We start from the raw sequence: 18,633 nt of genomic DNA on the forward strand, positions 1-18,633 counted from the left end.
AAGTTGCACACCGCCTATCTCTAATTATCAATTATCCATTATAAAACATAGCCATTATACATAGGCGTGAAAATCAAAAATAAAATCAATTATTATCCATAAATCATCAATTATTTCTCCCTGTTTCCTGTTCCCTCTTTTCTGGAGATGTCTATTTCTAGGAGGTACTGATAACTAAATTTTTTAACTTGTCTTTTGCTTGGCTCCAAACATTCTTTCAAAACTCATTGCAGCAACACCAATAATTACCAATATCATGCCAAAAACCTGTTTTACTCCCAATACTTCTCCAATAGTCAAAAGGGCAAGTAAAGCAGTTAAAGCTGGACCAAAAGTACCAACAATAGATGCTCTTGCTGCCCCTGCAAATCTAATAGCAAAACTATTTAATACATAGCTAGAAAGTGTTAAAATCCCCAGAATAATACCTCCAATAATTAAACCAGACCACAAAGTAGGATCGATATTAGGTGACCATTCTAAAGGTTTAGGCATCATTAAACCCAAAGCAGAAAATACAAAAATCCCAGCAAAATTAATCAAACTAAACGGAATAGGATGAAGCTTTCCTGCTGACATTTGTGTTAGTAAAACATATCCAGAAAAAGTAATACCAGCACCTACTGCAGCCAAAACTCCTTGTTGATAATTACCAGCTCCACTAGGAAGAACTAAAATTGCTCCCAAACCAATAATAATCATCGCACAAATTCTAACAAGAGAAGGGCGATCGCCAAATAATCCCCAAGATAATAAAACAGTAATAATTGGATAAATAAAGAAAATTGTAATGGCAATACCAGTAGATATATTACCAATAGAAATATATATTAATACCTGAGATAAAAATAAAAAGAAAGCACTACCAATAACTTTCCACCATAAGGAAAAATCCTTAGATTTGATGAAACGTTCAATATCACTCCAAACAGCAGGATACAGAAATGTTGCTACTATAGGCATCAATAACATTACTACTATCAGCCGTAGTAATAAAATTAATAAAGAATTACCAACACTAGGATTTATTAATCCTGGCATTGAAAATAAACCACCAAAAATTTGATGTGGTTGTGGTACTGTATTGAAAATAATCTTGACACAAACATTAAATAAAGATAGCAATGCTGCTGAAAGTAAAGCCAAAATTAAACCAATCTGAACTTGAGAAGCAGACTTTTGAGGTTTGGCAGTAGATTCAGGTTTAGTTATGGGCTGTTTTTCTGGGGACTCAATAGGAGTTGATGTTTCACTAGAAGTAGTATTTACTGAGTTCCTAGACCCAGACTGAGCAGTTTGATAACTTCCTGATGAAACTGCATTATTTCTTTCTAGCTGTGCCTGAAGGCGACTGACCAAAGTTTCTAGAATTACCTCACCCTGCTGTTCCATACCACGCATATTATTTAGTTGCACAGAAAGGTCACTTTCGTAACTGTCCAACTCCTGTTTTAGGCTGTCAAATGTTCTGCTCAAAGTAGCAGACAAAGAATATTCCAACTCATTAGCAGACTCATAATAGTTATCTGGAGGATTAGTCATTGCTAATTCTCCTCCTGGAAAACCACCTGGTTGTAATCCTGGTTGTAATCCTGGGTCAACATTCTCCCTTAACTCTCTAATTTTATGGCCTAACTGTTGTTGCAAATTATTGGCCATAACTTGGGCTAATTGTTTGAGCCATAATTGTTGCTGTGCTATTTGTCGTTGAGACAGAGATTCTAGTTGTTGAGATTGCAACTGTTCATATTGTTTTCGTAATCTATTTACATCCTCATTAAGCTGTTCTTTCTCTACTCTTAGTCTGTTTACATCTTGGCCTAACTGATTTGTCAAATTTTGACGAAAACTGTCCAAGTCTTGAATCACTAACTTCAGGACTTCTTCTGCTGATTGAGGAGTTTCGGCTCCCTGATTTGAAGGTTGAGTATTCATCTTAATTTTTCGGTAAGTGTGAAACCAGCCTGTTTTAATGGCTGGAGAAAAACGACGGGCGCGGGTAATAAAGCGCAATTGCCTTGACGTCTATGAAGGTTTTCGCTATAATAGTTATTATACGGCGAAAACTAAATTATGTATTTAACCCAAAAGAACAAAATTAGAAATTTGTCTAGCCAAGAATTTAAAGCCTTGAGACAATTGTGCAGATTGTCCAAAAATATGTACAATGTAGGGCTTTATTCTGTGCGACAATTCTATTTTGCTGAGGGTGGATATCTAAGATACGAATCAAATTACCATTACTGCAAAGATAATGAAAATTATCGGCTACTTCAAACTGATATTGCACAACAAACTTTAAAAGTTGTAGATAGGTCTTTTCAGTCGTTTTTTAACTTAATCCAAAAAACTCAAGAAGGACTATATAGGTTTGAGCAAATACAATTACCTAGATATCTAAATAAGGAAGGTTATTTCCCTCTAATAATACCTCGAATTAAGGTAAAAGATGGATATTTCAATATCCCAATGTCTAGGAAATTTAAGGCTGAATATGGTTTAGTAAAAATCCCTTTTCCGGCAAGATTAGCTGATAAGAATCTCAAGGAAGTTAGGATAATTCCTAGATTTAATGCCAGGTTTTTTGAAGTAGAATTTATTACAGAAGAGGAACCAAGGCCAGTAGTAAAATCTAATAATGCACTAGCAATAGACCTTGGTGTAGACAATTTAGCAACTTGTGTATCAAATACTGGGTCATCGTTTATTTTGGACGGTAGAAAACTTAAATCAATTAACCAGTGGTACAACAAAGAAAATGCTAGATTACAATCTCTAAAGGATAAGCAAGGTATTAAAACTTTAACCAAAAAGCAAGTTAGCATTACAGTAAATCGAAACAATAAAGTTAGAGATTACTTAAATAAAGCTGCTAGATATTTAATCAACTGGTGCATAGATAACAGTATATCCAATATTGTTGTAGGTGTTAATCCAGGGATGAAAAAAAATATCAAATTAGGCCAAAAAACTAATCAGAAGTTTGTACAAATACCACACAATGTTTTTAGGTTCAAACTAAAAGCTATGTGTGATAGATACGGGCTAACTTACACTGAACTTGAGGAATCTTATACGTCTAAAGCTAGTTTTCTAGACAAGGATGAGATGCCTGTTTACAATGCTGATAATCCAAGGGAATATAGTTTTAGTGGCCAACGAATAGTGCGTGGTTTGTACAAAACTAAGCAAGGAAAATTAATAAATGCTGATGCTAACGGTGCGGCAAATATTGGAGTCAAAAGTAACCTGAATGGGTTTATTCCGGACAGACTAGAGGCATCTTTGGCTATGCCATTAAGGGTAAAATTTGACGTGAGGAAAGTCCGTCAAATTTATTCCACTTAAGAATCCACGCGACTTTAGTCCGTGGAGTGTCAATGATATATAATAATAGATTGTGAGTTTTAATAAGTATGATGAAAGCCCAAGAAATAATTTCCTCGATTGAAGCTGAAGAAATAGAAAAGTTCAAGCAAGGCTCGAAAAAGAAAATTCCCCAACTTTATGTAGGTGACACTGTAAAAATCGGAGTCAAAATTATAGAAGGAGGAAAAGAACGAGTCCAACCCTACGAAGGTACGATTATTTCCATGCGGAATGGAGGGATAAACGAAACTATTACAGTCCGTCGTGTTTTTCAAGGTGTAGGAGTAGAACGGGTATTCTTGCTCCATTCTCCTAGGATTGCTAGTATTAAATTAATCCGTCGAGGTAAGGTGCGTAGAGCTAAACTCTACTACTTGAGAGATCGTGTTGGTAAGGCCACTCGTGTGAAGCAAAGATTTGATCGTCCTTTATAGTGTCAAAAAGAATCTCAAAAATTCTCTGCAACTCGATCAAAAGTTATGTTATACTAAGGGAAATCGTCGAGGTAGATTAGATTTAATCTAACACCTCAACTATGCGCTCTTAGTTCAGTTGGTAGAACGCAGGTCTCCAAAACCTGATGTCGGGGGTTCGAGTCCTCCAGGGCGCGCTGAATCAGTTAGTTAAAAATACTTTTTCCTTTCCTAATATGGCCAGGTGACTGCAATCAAACCTATCTTCTATTTAGGGACTCTCTATTTCAGATAAGCTTCCCTGACCCAAAGATTTATCAAAATATTGGCACGAAGAATCGCCCTCTCCTAGGAAAGTAAAGTAGAGATAAATGCTAATTAATTAATGTTGCATTTCAAGTATAAATTTGCTAGTATACATAGGCTTGGTGGGCTGAAAATTGCAGTCTTTGAAGCAACCATAAAAAAGGAAAGAGGTTCAGTCTTCCAGGCTGGTGCTATCTAAAGCAGAACGGCACTTTTCATCTTTAATTTTGTAGCAATAAACTTAGTTGCTGGGAGGCACTCAGAAACTTTATAATGGACGGGTCGGAAAACGTAAGACTAGCACATTCGTGCTTCAGTATCTAATTAAACGTTAAACCGTCTAAATGAGCTTCTGTGGGTCTTATTGTTGCTTCCTGTAGAGCCTTAGTAACTAGATGGCTTTTGAAGCACCACACCCTGAACCATGAGGTTGAGAGACCTACCGTTATAGCATAAGCCGAGCGGTGGAATAATATCACAAACTTAGGGGAGAAATCAATTATTGTGGCCAAAAAAGAGGATATAAGAGTACAAGAAAATAAGGAAGGTTTTAGTCCTGTAACTTTTTTCCAAGAAACAAAAGAAGAACTAGATAAAGTAGTATGGCCAAGCAGAGAGCAACTTATAAGTGAGTCTGTTGCTGTACTATTGATGGTTATTCTCTCAGCAACAATCATTTACCTAGTAGATGAGTTCTTTAGTTGGGCAGCCGGGGTGGTGTTTGGATGAATTTATATTCAGAAGAAACACAAGAGAAAAAACAATCAGACCAAGGAGGAGAAGAAACTAAAGAGTTTGCTAGAGGAGAGCTGCGCTGGTATGCAGTACAAGTTGCCTCTGGCTGTGAAAAACGGGTTAAAACTAATTTAACTCAGCGCATTCAAACTCTTGATGTTGTAGATAAAATATTGAAAATAGAGATTCCTCATACACCTGCAATTAAGCTTCGTAAAGATGGTAGTCGCCAACATAGTGAAGAAAAAGTTTTTCCTGGCTATGTATTAGTACAAATGAAGCTAAATTGGAATGAGGAACAGAAAGAATGGAGAATTGATGATGAAGCATGGCAAGTTGTCAAAAGTACCCCAAATGTGATTAACTTTGTAGGGGCTGAACAAAAGCGTCGCTACGGAAGGGGTCGCGGTCATGTTAAACCATTACCTCTAAGTCCTTCAGAGGTAGATAGGATATTTAGGCGAGCTCAAGAGCAAGAGCCAGTCCTAAAAGTAACAGTGGCAGAAGGAGATCATATAACAGTGCTTTCTGGGCCATTTAAAGACTTTGAAGGTGATGTGATTGAGGTAAGTCCAGAAAGAAGTAAATTGAAGGCGCTATTATCCATTTTTGGACGTGATACGCCCGTAGAATTAGAGTTTAATCAGGTAGAAAAGCATAACTAATGGCAAAAAAAGTCGTGGCGCTGATTAAGTTGGCTATTACGGCCGGAAAGGCTAACCCTTCTCCGCCTATTGGTCCAGCTTTAGGTCAGCATGGTGTGAATATTATGGCGTTTTGTAAGGAGTATAACGCCAAAACTGCAGACCAAGCGGGTACAGTAGTACCAGTAGAAATCTCAGTTTATGAAGACCGTAGTTTTACGTTTGTTTTGAAGACTCCCCCTGCAGCAGTCTTAATCAAAAAAGCAGCAGGTGTGGATAGGGGGTCAAGTGAACCACACAAGACAAAGGTAGGCTCTATTACGCAAGCTCAACTCCAAGAAATTGCCCAAACAAAAATGCCAGACCTAAATGCTAATGACATTGAAGCTGCAATGAAAATTGTGGCAGGTACAGCAAGAAATATGGGTATTACTATCGCTGATTGATTAGACTTCTTGCAGAAGTCAGGGAATAGGGAATAGGTATGGAGGGAATAGGGAGATGAAATTGTTTATTTCAGATCTTGAATTGATTTAATTAAAACTTTTCCAAGATGTCTATTTTATAGAATTAACCAATTTCTAATTAGAGTACAAACTGAAAGTAAAAAATATTAGGGGGAGAAGCAGAGTTTCGTTAAGTACCCCAGGAGGATTAAATGCCAAAAAAAGTCTCTCGTAGATTACAAGAACTGAGAAAAAAAGTAGAAGAGCGAGCTTATGAACCAGAAGAGGCACTTCAACTTTTAAAAGAAACAGCTACAGCAAAATTTCCAGAAGCAGCAGAAGCTCATATTCGTTTAGGGATAGATCCTAAATATACAGACCAACAACTACGAACTACAGTAGCCTTGCCTAAGGGAACAGGTCAGACAATTAGAATTGCCGTTATTGCCAAAGGTGAAAAAGTTAACGAAGCTCTAGCCGCAGGAGCGGACTTAGCAGGATCAGAAGAGCTGATCGAACAAATTAGTAAAGGTATGATGGAATTTGACAGGTTAATCGCTACACCTGATGTGATGCCTCAAGTAGCAAAACTAGGTCGTTTACTCGGACCGAGAGGTTTAATGCCATCCCCCAAAGGCGGTACTGTAACTTTTGATCTGGCACAGGCAATTGACGAATTTAAAGCTGGTAAGTTAGAATTTAGGGCAGACCGAACTGGTATTGTTCATGTTATGTTTGGTAAAGCTTCTTTTTCAGCAGAAGATTTACTGATAAACTTAAAAGCTCTACAAGAGTGTATTGACCGCAACCGTCCTTCTGGTGCCAAAGGTCGCTACTGGCGTAGTGTATTTGTATCGGCAACAATGGGGCCTTCAATTGAAATTGAAGTTAATAGTTTGCGGGATCTAAAATTAACAGAAGCAGCTTAATTTAATTGACTAGCTATCAGCTTTTAGCATTCAGCTATCAGCTTTTCCCCTACTTATATAAGTAGGAATTGTTTAGAAAGAGTTTGAATACCCTTCTCAACTAAAAAAAACCTAAAAAATAACGGGAGGAAGTACGCAGCGCCCGTTTTAACGGCTGGTTGAATAACGACACGCGGGTAATAAAGCGTAGTAAAAATCTGCTATACTTAGAGGAATAAGGAACAAGGTTTGTCGCCATGGCATGACCGCACTTTGCGGTGAGATTCCGGTGGACACCCAGACCGGGAATTGATTTCCTACAACCGCTGAAAGCAAGTAGGCAGCTAGAGCAGCGATTTATTGCTCCAACCTGCATGAGTAAAACCACTCGTGAAAGCTATAAAAAAGTAAGCTCACAGCTAAATCTTTGAAAAACGCCTTAGAGTGTAGAAGTCTGCCCTTCAGGCTTTAAGCAAATGTGGATTTATGAGGGGCTGTGTGCGGAAGTAAATTCCGCACATTTTTACGCCCCGTCCCCTAAGCGGTGGACTAACCACAGAATCCAGGGTGTTTCAACCCCTGGAGATGTCAAAATTTTGCTTAACTGCTGACCACTTTTTTAACTAAAAAATCAAAATCGAAGAGCTGTAGACAGTAGGTGCTAATAGCTTAATTTCCTGCCGAGGTTCAAGAGTTAATTATTCAAAGATAACAATAGAGGGTTTTGTCAAAGACCCTAATTTAATTGCTTGATTTGGATTTTATAATTCTTAGCCCTGGCAGATACCAAAATCTGCTGGGGCTTTTGATTTGTCAAGGAGCTTGAATCTGAGAAATGCGGTGGGCTGACCCTAAATACCTCTGGATGAGCAACCGCTGACGGTAGGGACCTTGTATAACAAAAATGCGTTTCATGTCGCGCAGCGAAACGTCCGTAAACATCAATTTGTCACATAATGTGACGCTTTGTATCAGTTTTATAAGGCAGGTGATAAATATGGGCAAAACTAAAGAACAAAAACAGGAGATGTTGGCGGATATCAAGCAAAACTTGAGTGAAAGTCAGCTAACTCTGGTGATTAATTATCAAGGACTATCTGTTGCTGAGATTACAGACCTGCGCAGGAGACTAATACCCACAGGTAGTGCTTGTTCAGTTGCTAAAAATACTTTGATGGGAATTGCTGTTAAAGAAGATAGCAACTGGCAACCTATGGAACAGTTGCTGGCGGGTTCTAATGCTTTTCTCTTCTTGAAGGATGATATTGGTGGTGCCATCAAGGCATACCAAGATTTCCAAAAATCCACCAAAAAAACAGAATTTAAGGGTGGCGTCATGGAAGGGCGACTCCTGACTCAAGAGCAAGTCAAAGCGATCGCCGATCTGCCATCTAAGGAAGAGTTACTTGCTCAAGTGGCTGGTGCTATTAACAGTATAGCTACTAAGTTGGCTATTAGTCTCAATGCTGTACCTACTCAGCTTGCTACTGGTATTAATGAGGTTCCAGCTTCTGTCAACAGAGCTATTAAAGCAATCTCAGACAAAGAGCAACAAGGCGATGCTGGCTAATATAGCGCTACGGGCAAGGGGCGAAGTCAGAAGTAATCTCTGACTGGGTTTGAGCATTTAGGAATGTCTGTCCCCTTTGCTTCGACTTCTATACAAATAAAAAGGTTTTTTTGGCTGATAGGCTGATATTTTATCAATTTTATGACTAAAGTTCAGATAATAAATAGTCAAAATTATCCCCAACAAATAACTGTAAACTAACAACAAATAGGAGATTAATAATGTCTGCAAAAACTGACGAAATTCTGGAACAACTTAAGTCACTTTCTCTGCTAGAAGCATCTGAATTAGTTAAACAAATTGAAGATGCTTTTGGTGTTAGTGCTGCTGCAACTGGTGGTGGTATGATGATGCCTATGGCTATGCCAGGAGCACCTGGTGCAGCAGCAGCAGCAGAACCAGAGGAAGAGCAAACTGAATTTGATGCAATTCTTACAGAGTTTCCATCAGATAAGAAAATTGCTATTCTTAAAGTGGTTCGTGCTATTACAGGTCTAGGTCTAAAAGAAGCAAAAGATTTGGTAGAATCTGTACCCAAGCCACTGAAAGAAGGTATTGCTAAAGAAGCTGCTGAAGATATTAAGAAGCAATTAGAGGAAGCAGGGGCTAAGGTAGAAATTAAGTAGTTATCTTTGGGAAAATATTAGTGAATCATATTCACTATAAAATTAGAGAATATTCGTAGACTTTTTTGTAAGAGCTTGTATCAAAGATACAGGCTCTTTTGTCTGGAAATTATAGGTTAAGTCAGAAGTTATACTAATACCATTTCTCAAAAACTTTTCTACCCATATCTTGAGTAGGGAAGTAGGGACGTTCCATGCAACGGAAGTACACGGAAGTAAACATAAAAATAATTAACATTAACTTGCTAATTAAGATTTAACTCTCTATGGATGAATTTCGTATGGTGCCCTCTATCCATTTTGGTTGAGAATTAATTAAACTATTGCGTTATAGTTTTTAGATTTTAGATTAGGTAGGTAAGGTAATGATCGCTCTGTTGCAGATTGAAAATTAATTAAACTATTGCGTTATAGTTTTTAGATTTTAGATTAGGTAGGTAAGGTAACGATTGCTCTGTTGCAGATTGAAAATTAATTAAACTATTGCGTTATAGTTTTTAGATTTTAGATTAAGTAGGTAAGGTAGCGATTGCTCTGTTGCAGATTGAGAATTAATTAAACTATTGCGTTATAGTTTTTAGATTTTAGATTAAGTAGGTAAGGTAGCGATCGCTCTGTTGCAGATTGAGAATTAATTAAACTATTGCGTTATAGTTTTTAGATTTTAGATTAAGTAGGTAAGGTAGCGATAGTGCGTAGCACCGCTACGGGTTTCATGTCGCGCAGCGAAACCCTCTGTTGCAGGCAGATTGAAAATTAATTAAACTATTGCGTTATAGTTTTTAGATTTTAGATTAAGTAGGTAAGGTAGCGATCGCTCTGTTGCAGGCAGATTGAAAATTAATTAAACTATTGCGTTATAGTTTTTAGATTTTAGATTAAGTAGGTAAGGTAGCGATTGCTCTGTTGTAGGTTGAGAATTAATTAAACTATTGCGTTATAGTTTTTAGATTTTAGATTAAGTTCATAGGGTAGGGATAGTGCTACGCACCGCTACACGTTTCATGTCGCGCAGCGAAACGCTCTGTTGCAGATTGAGAATTAATTAAACTATTGCGTTATAGTTTTTAGATTTTAGATTAAGTAGGTAAGGTAGCGATCGCCTAATCTAATTTTTCCATGAAGTTAGATTTAATAAAAGATATAGCACTCACCATTACTGGCGCAAACATTATAGTAATAGCAACTGCTATAATTATTCAAGTATTTACAGCGCCTTTGCTGATAGATACCTCACATCACAATCAAAACTTTGTAGAGACCTTCGATGGAACATTCCTACTGTGTTTTACCCATAAAAAAATTCTGTAATTTCTGTAGTTAGCTGCAAACTCTACTAACTGAATTAATCCATCAAAAATTGTAAAATATAGCTTGTTATTTTTGAACTGAAGTATCTGGTACCAGAGAATTTTCTGAGTAGAATTGACTCGCCCAACTTCGAGACTGACGCACAGGACCATCATCTTGATATAAAGGTGGATTATGAATATCTTTTTTATTCTCTAAAATACTCACATCTTGTTCAAAAGTTTCTAAAACATCTTGTTTTAACATCTTATTTAAAATCAAGCTTAAAGGAAAAGGTAGAACTTTTTTCACACTATAAAATATGGCAATATCAAGATAATCATTATCTATTGGTGTTCCTGTAAAAATAGTCAACAAACCTAGCTTTAATTTTCCTTCTGTCCAGTAAAAACTCACATCATAAGCAGGTCCGTAATAAATAGTAGTAACTGAGCCATCTTCTAATACTAATTTTCCTGCTGCTAAAGAAGATAAATTATATTTCTGAGACATTCTATGAGTCAAAATTGGTCCGTCAATTTGTACGCCATGACTATGAGCGCTTTTAAAAGTACGGCTGTGCAAATTATATAAGTGAGAGACATCTACACTGTTATCCATATAATCTTGAAGGGTAGTGCGTACTTTCCACTGACGAACTAAACGTAGGGGAGTCCATTCTTGAGAAATCAGTTCAGGTATTTGTGGTATTTCCCAGTCTGGCAGTTTTCCTTGATGGTGATGGTACATCATTATTAGACCATTTAGCTCAAGTACAGGCCAGCTCTGTATTTTGGCTTTGGGTTTGGGTTTATCTGGATAGGGAATAGCAGCACATTGTCCATTTGTCTCCCAGTGCCAACCGTGGTAAGGGCATCTCAGAGTTTGGCCTTCTATTTTACCTCCATGAGCAAGATGAGCGCCTAAGTGGGGACAGTGGGCATCAAGAATATGAGGTTTGCCATCTTCTGTACGAAATAGTACAAAGTCTTTTCCGAAGTAATGAAGTGGTATGACTCCTTTGGCAGATAAATCTTCACTTCTGGCAACACGAAACCAACTATTAGGGAGGTTTGAATACATAATTATTTTTTTTTGAATATAGACAAAAATCAGCTATTACTCTAAAGAGATAGCGATCGCTTGCCAACTAGAAACATTAAAAAATATAAAATTTTCTTGGCAAGATTAGGAAACCTCCAGAAGATGAAAATATTTCTGGTATGGCTCCTGGGAAAAATTCCTGAATGTTTGATTTTCTCTTAGTCAGGAAATATGGTTGAATAAAAAGTCATGCTTATAGGCGAGTGAACCCAGTTAATATTTATAATATCAGAATTTTTTTGAGGATGCAACTGAAATTCCTTTGACGCGCGATTTTTTTTAGGTAGCTCTAGAAAATGAAAATGTTGGTAATTTTCCACTCAAGAAGGTATAGATGGAAATATTTAATGATGGAAAAATTAAGTATCTAGAAAAGCTCCAGAAGATGAAAATATTTCTTCTATGGCTCCTGGGAAAAATTCCTGAATGTTTGATTTTCTCTTAGCGGGATTTTAGGAAAAAATAGGTGAAAAGTAAGATTAAAACCTTATAGAGTAATCTTTTTGCCTTGAATTAATTGTTTCGTTGATATATCTAGATTTCAGCTATTTTTAGCCCTTTAAGGTATTTCTCTTGCTAATACTGGGTTTGAAGCGATTTTCGGTGTGAAAAATCCCAAAGTACCGTTAGTCAGGAAATATGGTTGAATAAAAAGTCATGCGTATGGGCGAGCGACTCCAGATAGTATTTATAATATCAGAATTTTTTTGAGGATGCAACTGAAAATCCTTTGACGCGCGATTTTTTTTAGGTAGCTCTAGAAAATGAGAATATTGGTAATTTTCCACTCAAGAAGGTATAGATGGAAAAATTCAGTATCTGGGAAAGTTCTAGAAGATGAAAATATTTCTGGTATGGCTCCTGGGAAAAATTCCTGAATGTTTGATTTTCTCTTAGTCAGGAAATATGGTTGAATAAAAAGTCATGCGTATGGGCGAGCGACTCCAGATAGTATTTATAATATCAGAATTTTTTTGAGGATGCAACTGAAAATCCTTTGACGCGCGATTTTTTTAGGAGCTTTCTAAAATGAAAATGTTGGTAATTTTCCACTGAGTTACAGATGAGGTGGTTGGAAGAATAATCCCTAATCTGATAGGGAGTAGGGAGTAGTCAGGAGTAAGAAGAAAAACCTTTCTCTGTAAAACCTTTTAGATTTAATCAGCAAAACCTAATTATTCAAAGTCCCAACTTTTCCAATACTGGACGAGTTGAGACTACATGACGGTCTAATCCCAGTTCTTTTGGAGAAATGCCCAAAGCTAAAGCTATTAATTGGGGTAAGTGTAACACAGGTAAACCCAACTTACGTCCGATCGCTCCCTCCACCTCCGGTTGACGAGAATCTAAATTTAAGTGACATAAAGGACAAGGTGTTACCATACAATCTGCACCCTTGTCAATAGCTTCGCTCACATGATTTCCGGCCATTTGAAAAGCCTGATTAGTGGCATAACTAGAAAGAGGCCAACCACAACATTGAGTCCGACCTCGATAATAAATAGGAGTAGCCCCAATAGCCCGAAACACATTTTCCATAGATTCTGGTTGATAGGGGTCATCATAAGGCAAATTAGTTTGACCTCTAAGTAAATAGCAACCATAGAAGGCAGCACATTTGAGGCCAGAGAGTTTGCGGGTGACATGATTTTGGATTTCTTCAAGACCATAATCTGCCACTAATGCCCAAAGTAGATGTTTAACCTCTGTACTGCCTTGATAAGGAGAACAACTTTGTTTTTGTAAGAGGCCATTGATTTGTTCTAGGTAAGCTGGCTCAGTTTCTTGGGATTCTTTCAGACGCTCATCCACATGACCAATAACCCCTTGACAAGTGCTACAGTGGGTTAGCAATGGCAAATTTAGTTCCTCAGCCAAAGCTATGTTACGGGCATTAACGGTATCTTCTAGTAGTTGAGAGTCTTCTTTAAAAGTTCCAGACCCACAACAAGCAGCCTTTTTCAGTTCTATTAGCTCTATTCCCAGGGCTTCGGTAAGAGCTTGGGTAGACTGATAAAGCTCTCGGCAAGCACCTTGAGCCACACAACCGGGAAAGTAAGCATATTTCAATGTTTGAGAAGGCATGAGATTAACTAAATATAGGTATAGGAACAATATTATATAAACATGACTTATGATTGGTGATATTAATTTTATCACTGTTTATAATATAAGTTTGTCATTTCTATTAAATAGTTAGCAGGTAATGAAACAAGAAAATACTTTGACAACAGTAAGGGGCTTGTGATATTTGTGAAAAGTTAAAGAAATTAAACGAAAAAATGGGATTTAAGCTTCCCTCTTGTAGAGGGACTTGAGTGGAAATGCTTGAACTATGGCAGTAAACATGATAGACAGCAAAATGCTGCAGCAAAGAAATATATTGAGAATGCGGTAGTCAATATATTTATTAGTCGCGGGCGGGCAGTCCGAGACATTAAACGGACGTGGAGGCAAGCGTCAGACTAGCGTCAAGTTAGCAGCATCCAATGAAGCGTCAAGCAGCATCGGAGCTAAGGCTCGGTAGGAATCTCCGTTAGTTATACGGCGGAGAGGATGTCAACAGACAAAAAACGGACATGGAGAAAAGCGTAAGACTAACGCTAAATTAGCAGAAGCCAATGAAGCGTCAACCCACTGCAGAGTTAACACTCGGTAGATATCCATCCCTTTAAGCACAAGAGGATGTTAACAAATATTCAATTGGCATAATGAGTGGTTAGCTTGAACCTAGTTTCCGATAATATTAGAAATGCAATATCCAAATTAAAAGTAAGGAGAAAATTCGATGAGTAATGAAGATACTTTTACAAAAGTACGGGAAATAGTTAGTAAACAACTAGAAAAAGATCTCGAAGATGTGAAACCAGAATCTAATTTTGCCAATGATTTAGGAGCTGATTCTTTGGATACTGTGGAATTAGTTATGGCATTAGAAGAAGAATTTGAGCTTGAGATTCCAGATGAGCAAGCAGAACAAATTGCTACTGTCCAAGCTGCTGTAGATTATATTGAGAAGCAAACAACAGCAAAAGCATAATATTAAGATTGTCCCCAAAACCTGAAGTTTCCCCCTTCTGGGTGTGGAATTTTAGGAAAAGAAAATTATGACAAATTTTGAACTTAAACGGGTAGTTGTCACAGGAATGGGTGCAATAACACCAATTGGCAATACTCTATCTGATTATTGGAACGGGTTATTGAAAGGTAAAAGTGGTATAGGCCAAATAACCCTATTTGATGCTTCTCAACACAAATCTCGTATTGCTGGAGAGGTAAAGGGATTTGACCCTCACGACTATATGGATCGCAAACAGGCCAAACACATGGACCGCTTTGCTCAGTTTGCAGTTGCAGCTAGCAAACAGGCAATTGCTGATGCCAAATTTGAAATCAACGACCTAAACGCAGAACAGGTGGGGGTAATGATTGGTACTGGGGTGGGTGGCATTAAAGTCTTAGAAGACCAGCAGGAAATATATTTAAATCGTGGCCCTGGTAGATGTAGCCCTTTTATGGTCCCGATGATGATTGCTAATATGGCTGCCGGGTTAACAGCAATTCATACTGGAGCTAAGGGGCCGAACTCATGTCCAGTAACTGCTTGTACTTCTGGGTCAAATGCTATAGGAGATGCTTTCCGTTTAATCCAAAGAGGATATGCTCAAGCGATGATTTGTGGTGGAACTGAATCACCAGTAACACCTCTGGGATTAGCAGGATTTGCTTCTGCCAAGGCTTTGTCTACTCGTAATGATGACCCGACTCATGCAAGTCGTCCTTTTGACCGCGATCGAGATGGTTTTGTTATAGGTGAAGGAGTAGGCATTCTACTCCTAGAAGAATTAGAATATGCCCTTAGTCGTGGAGCGAGGATATATGGAGAGATTGTTGGTTATGGCATGACCTGTGATGCCTACCACATGACTGCTCCTTCTCAAGATGGAGAGGGGGCAACTAGAGCTATTCAATTGGCAATGAAAGATGGTGGCTTAACTCCTGAAGAAATTAGTTATATAAATGCTCACGGCACCAGTACATCAGCAAATGACACAACAGAAACAAAAGCAATCAAAAAGGCACTAGGTAAGAGTGCTTATCAGGTAGCAATTAGTTCAAGTAAGTCGATGACTGGTCATTTGTTAGGAGGATCTGGAGGTATTGAAGCTGTCGCTACAGTAATGGCGATCGCCCATGACAAAATTCCACCAACCATTAATTTGGATCATCCCGATCCAGAATGTGACCTAAATTATGTCCCCCATACAAGTATCGACCAAAAAGTAAAAGCAGCCTTATCCAACTCATTTGGATTTGGAGGCCATAATGTTACCCTAGCATTTAAGAAATATATATAAAGTACCCAACAGCAAACACTGTTTGCTGTTGGCTTCCTAATTCAGTGGCTAATACCTCAATACTCGAAAGTATTTTGGTCTGAGCGATCCTACACAGGCAGACACCCGTTTAAAATACGCTTGGTTGTTGTGCTCGATACGGGTATGCTAGTATGCCTTGTATTATAGCACAATCAATGTCTGCGATTCATCCTAACCCCTTTCGTGTCAGCGAAAAACGCAGCCAGAAATATAAAACATAGGGCGGTGGGGAATCCTATTACTAGATCTTTGTAGAGTCCGACGCAACAGCGGGACTACGAAGTGATAAGCAAACACTATACCGCAAGGTTAGTAAGGTTAGTGCAGAATTATATCACTTGGATCTTAAGGATTAGGTATTATATAGAGGGCTTTTTCTGCCCTTTTTTAATTTTTTTGAGGCGGTTTGCAGATTCAAAAACTAAGGGTTGAGCTACAAAGCTTAGGTAGTAATAAATATTAATTGCCAAAACTATCTTGTTTTGAGTTTTTTGAACATTAATCCATTCTAATACTACTTTAATCTAATCTGTCCAACTGTTTAGCAGGCTTTCTTGACATCCTCCCGACGCTGCACTTGCGTGACAGCGCGGGATTGCTAACCATCGCGCTATTTGGGTTTTCTGCTGCCTCTTGCAGAGGAGCTGCGCTAACAATGCACCAGCCTCGAAGGCATTCGCCTCTTTCCGGTCTAAAGGTGGGAGCCTAAAGACTTGCCAGCGCCTCCAAAGTGGGTCTCCCCCATGATCGACTGGTGCTGACACTGCTAGCCCAGCTAGCGTTTACATACCATAGCACACTATTGGAAAAACCGCAAAATTGATTGGTTTTCCCATATCTCAGCTCCCTTGCCAGGAGAGCGCGGGTCAAGGGCTAACGTTGAGATAAAAAAGCCGAATTTGCGACTCTCTTAATAGAGTGATAAATTCAATCAATTAATCTTTGATAAAAATTGATAAATTACATCAAACATTCTTGAAAACTCTATATCTAGTTTCTAATTGTTATAAAATATTTACAATTATATACTTTTACTTTTAATTCAGTAAGTTTGGCAAAATAAGAATATTTTTGATAATATAAATTTTTTTCGTGAGCATAAATTTACTCTAACGCTGAAATGGGGAAATATTAACCGTTGCTGAATAAATTGTTGATTTTGACTAAATAAATTAGGTGGATTTAACTCTACGATGAAATCCTTACCCTAAAAATCAATAATAAGGTCCACATTATCAGCTTAACTTCAGATGGCCGGAAAAATTTTAACTTGGTAACTTCTCTTGCCTAGAGTTCCCCACAGGTGAGATGATTTGTAATGTATATGGCCTGAGAATAATTCCAGACAAATATTACTGTAGAAAAATATTTGGTCGATCGACTCCGGCATTCACACATTCAATTAAGTATATAGAAACGATAACTATGGCTGTTGCAACTCAATCACTCGAAGAACTTTGTATTAACTCAATCCGCTTCTTAGCAATTGATGCAGTTCAAAAAGCTAATTCTGGCCACCCCGGACTACCCATGGGTGCTGCACCAATGGCCTTTGTCCTCTGGGATAAGTTCATGCGTTTTAACCCTAAAAATCCTAAATGGTTGAATCGCGATCGCTTCGTTCTATCGGCTGGCCACGGTTGTATGTTACTTTACGCTCTCATGCACCTGACAGGTTTTGACAGTGTACCTATGGAGGAAATTAAACAATTCCGTCAGTGGGATTCTAAAACTCCTGGCCACCCAGAAAATCACATCACTGAGGGTATCGAAGTTACTACGGGGCCACTAGGACAAGGTATTGCTAATGCTGTGGGATTAGCTGCAGCAGAGGCCCATTTAGCTGCTACATTCAATAAGCCAGACTGTAATTTGATTGACCATTACACTTATGTGATTATGGGTGATGGTTGTAACATGGAAGGTATTTCTGGTGAGGCTGCTTCTCTAGCTGGACATTGGGGGTTAGGTAAGTTAATTGCTTTCTATGATGATAACCATATTTCCATTGATGGTCACACTGATATTTCCTTTACTGAGGATGTAAGTAAGCGTTTTGAGGCTTATGGTTGGCACGTTCAGCACGTTGCTGATGGTAATACTGGTTTGGACGCGATCGCTGATGCTATTGAAAAAGCAAAAGCAGTTACTGACAAACCTTCCCTAATTAAAGTTACTACTCTTATTGGTTATGGTTCTCCTAACAAAGCTGATACTCATGATGTTCACGGTGCAGCACTCGGACCTGATGAGGTAGCAGCTACTCGGAAAAATCTTGGTTGGGAATATCCAGAATTTGAAGTTCCTGCGGATGCTCTGAGTCATTTCCGCAAAGCAGTTGACCGAGGAGCAAAATATCAGGAAGAATGGGATAAGCTTTTCTCTGACTATAAATCCAAATATCCTGAAGAAGCAGCTACTTTGGAGCGGATGGTAAGTGGTAAATTACCTGAAGGTTGGGCAGATGCACTACCTAAATATACTCCTGAAAGCAAGAAGGATGCAACTCGTAACCAGTCTGGTGCAACACTGAATGCTATAGCTGGTGTTTTACCAGAATTAATTGGTGGTTCCGCTGACTTAGCACCTTCTAACAAGACTTTAATGAAAGGTTTAGGAGATTTCCAAAAAGGTCAATATCAAAACCGGAATATGCGTTTTGGTGTGCGGGAACATGGTATGGGAGCTATTTGTAACGGTATTGCTCTACACGGTTCTGGTTTAATTCCTTATGGTGCAACATTCTTGGTGTTCACTGACTATATGCGGAACTCTATCCGTTTATCTGCTTTAGCTGAAGCTGGTGTTATTTGGGTAATGACTCACGACTCTATTGCTTTGGA

The 18,633-nt window shown here is 38.3% G+C and carries 14 protein-coding genes, 1 tRNA gene and 1 other annotated feature; of the genes, 12 read left to right on the forward strand and 3 right to left on the reverse strand.

Annotation, left to right across the window (positions count from 1 at the left end):
- Positions 1-183: 183 nt before the first annotated feature.
- Positions 184-1,935, reverse strand: a complete 1,752-nt coding sequence (locus tag F6K22_RS00875; protein WP_293092311.1) for an EamA family transporter — start codon at positions 1,933-1,935, stop codon at positions 184-186.
- A 138-nt stretch (positions 1,936-2,073) separates the two neighbouring features.
- Between F6K22_RS00875 and F6K22_RS00880 the strand changes: the two genes are divergently transcribed.
- The 9 genes from F6K22_RS00880 to rplL all read left to right on the forward strand — a co-directional run bounded on the left by F6K22_RS00880 (position 2,074) and on the right by rplL (position 9,017).
- Positions 2,074-3,348, forward strand: a complete 1,275-nt coding sequence (locus F6K22_RS00880) for an RNA-guided endonuclease InsQ/TnpB family protein (RefSeq protein ID WP_293092313.1) — start codon at positions 2,074-2,076, stop codon at positions 3,346-3,348.
- Positions 3,349-3,419: 71 nt separating this feature from the next.
- A complete protein-coding gene (rplS, locus tag F6K22_RS00885) occupies positions 3,420-3,803 on the forward strand; it encodes a 50S ribosomal protein L19 (protein WP_293092340.1) in 384 nt (127 codons plus the stop codon).
- Positions 3,804-3,906: 103 nt separating this feature from the next.
- A tRNA-Trp gene (locus tag F6K22_RS00890) sits at positions 3,907-3,979 on the forward strand.
- Positions 3,980-4,592: 613 nt separating this feature from the next.
- Positions 4,593-4,817, forward strand: coding sequence for a preprotein translocase subunit SecE (gene secE, locus F6K22_RS00895; protein ID WP_293092315.1), 225 nt, complete (start codon positions 4,593-4,595; stop codon positions 4,815-4,817).
- Complete coding sequence (nusG, locus tag F6K22_RS00900) at positions 4,814-5,488, forward strand: transcription termination/antitermination protein NusG (protein WP_293092317.1); 675 nt, start codon at positions 4,814-4,816, stop codon at positions 5,486-5,488. The genes secE and nusG overlap by 4 nt, the downstream gene beginning before the upstream one ends.
- Positions 5,488-5,913 carry a 50S ribosomal protein L11 gene (gene rplK / locus F6K22_RS00905; RefSeq protein WP_094673750.1) on the forward strand — a complete coding sequence of 142 codons (426 nt, stop codon included), beginning with the start codon at positions 5,488-5,490 and terminating at the stop codon, positions 5,911-5,913. Before nusG ends, rplK begins: the two co-directional genes overlap by 1 nt.
- A gap of 212 nt (positions 5,914-6,125) precedes the next feature.
- On the forward strand, positions 6,126-6,842 hold the full coding sequence (gene rplA / locus F6K22_RS00910; protein ID WP_293092324.1) for a 50S ribosomal protein L1: 717 nt from the start codon (positions 6,126-6,128) through the stop codon (positions 6,840-6,842).
- Positions 6,843-7,448: 606 nt separating this feature from the next.
- Positions 7,449-7,595: a sequence feature (ribosomal protein L10 leader region), on the forward strand.
- A 223-nt stretch (positions 7,596-7,818) separates the two neighbouring features.
- Positions 7,819-8,391, forward strand: coding sequence for a 50S ribosomal protein L10 (rplJ, locus tag F6K22_RS00915; RefSeq protein WP_293092326.1), 573 nt, complete (start codon positions 7,819-7,821; stop codon positions 8,389-8,391).
- Positions 8,392-8,612: 221 nt separating this feature from the next.
- Positions 8,613-9,017, forward strand: a complete 405-nt coding sequence (rplL, locus tag F6K22_RS00920; RefSeq protein WP_293092328.1) for a 50S ribosomal protein L7/L12 — start codon at positions 8,613-8,615, stop codon at positions 9,015-9,017.
- Positions 9,018-10,394: 1,377 nt separating this feature from the next.
- Here rplL and F6K22_RS00925 read toward each other — a convergent pair.
- Together F6K22_RS00925 and F6K22_RS00930 are read right to left on the reverse strand one after the other, a co-directional pair.
- Entirely contained in the window at positions 10,395-11,390 is a 996-nt protein-coding gene (locus F6K22_RS00925; protein WP_293092330.1) for an aromatic ring-hydroxylating dioxygenase subunit alpha, read from the reverse strand.
- 1,200 nt (positions 11,391-12,590) lie between these two features.
- The gene (locus F6K22_RS00930; protein ID WP_293092332.1) at positions 12,591-13,496 is read right to left on the reverse strand and encodes a CoB--CoM heterodisulfide reductase iron-sulfur subunit B family protein; all 906 of its coding nucleotides are present in this window, start codon (positions 13,494-13,496) and stop codon (positions 12,591-12,593) included.
- Positions 13,497-14,199: 703 nt separating this feature from the next.
- On the opposite strand from F6K22_RS00930, the gene acpP reads away from it, so the two are divergent.
- The 3 genes from acpP to tkt form a co-directional block, all read left to right on the forward strand.
- Positions 14,200-14,451, forward strand: a complete 252-nt coding sequence (acpP, locus tag F6K22_RS00935) for an acyl carrier protein (RefSeq protein WP_293092334.1) — start codon at positions 14,200-14,202, stop codon at positions 14,449-14,451.
- 67 nt (positions 14,452-14,518) lie between these two features.
- Positions 14,519-15,769, forward strand: a complete 1,251-nt coding sequence (gene fabF / locus F6K22_RS00940) for a beta-ketoacyl-ACP synthase II (RefSeq protein ID WP_293092336.1) — start codon at positions 14,519-14,521, stop codon at positions 15,767-15,769.
- 1,446 nt (positions 15,770-17,215) lie between these two features.
- A partial coding sequence (gene tkt, locus F6K22_RS00945) for a transketolase (protein WP_293092338.1) occupies positions 17,216-18,633 on the forward strand: 1,418 nt, incomplete at its 3' end.

The sequence above is a fragment of the Okeania sp. SIO2F4 genome (assembly GCF_010672385.1).
Taxonomy (GTDB): Bacteria; Cyanobacteriota; Cyanobacteriia; order Cyanobacteriales; family Microcoleaceae; genus Trichodesmium.

Bases quoted from the DNA above. Each gene is read 5' to 3' on its own strand.
- F6K22_RS00875 (WP_293092311.1), bottom strand. From the start codon at position 1,935: ATGAATACTCAACCTTCAAATCAGGGAGCCGAAACTCCTCAATCAGCA.
- F6K22_RS00880 (WP_293092313.1), top strand. From the start codon at position 2,074: ATGTATTTAACCCAAAAGAACAAAATTAGAAATTTGTCTAGCCAAGAA.
- rplS (WP_293092340.1), top strand. From the start codon at position 3,420: ATGAAAGCCCAAGAAATAATTTCCTCGATTGAAGCTGAAGAAATAGAA.
- nusG (WP_293092317.1), top strand. From the start codon at position 4,814: ATGAATTTATATTCAGAAGAAACACAAGAGAAAAAACAATCAGACCAA.
- rplK (WP_094673750.1), top strand. From the start codon at position 5,488: ATGGCAAAAAAAGTCGTGGCGCTGATTAAGTTGGCTATTACGGCCGGA.
- rplA (WP_293092324.1), top strand. From the start codon at position 6,126: ATGCCAAAAAAAGTCTCTCGTAGATTACAAGAACTGAGAAAAAAAGTA.
- rplJ (WP_293092326.1), top strand. From the start codon at position 7,819: ATGGGCAAAACTAAAGAACAAAAACAGGAGATGTTGGCGGATATCAAG.
- rplL (WP_293092328.1), top strand. From the start codon at position 8,613: ATGTCTGCAAAAACTGACGAAATTCTGGAACAACTTAAGTCACTTTCT.
- F6K22_RS00925 (WP_293092330.1), bottom strand. From the start codon at position 11,390: ATGTATTCAAACCTCCCTAATAGTTGGTTTCGTGTTGCCAGAAGTGAA.
- F6K22_RS00930 (WP_293092332.1), bottom strand. From the start codon at position 13,496: ATGCCTTCTCAAACATTGAAATATGCTTACTTTCCCGGTTGTGTGGCT.
- acpP (WP_293092334.1), top strand. From the start codon at position 14,200: ATGAGTAATGAAGATACTTTTACAAAAGTACGGGAAATAGTTAGTAAA.
- fabF (WP_293092336.1), top strand. From the start codon at position 14,519: ATGACAAATTTTGAACTTAAACGGGTAGTTGTCACAGGAATGGGTGCA.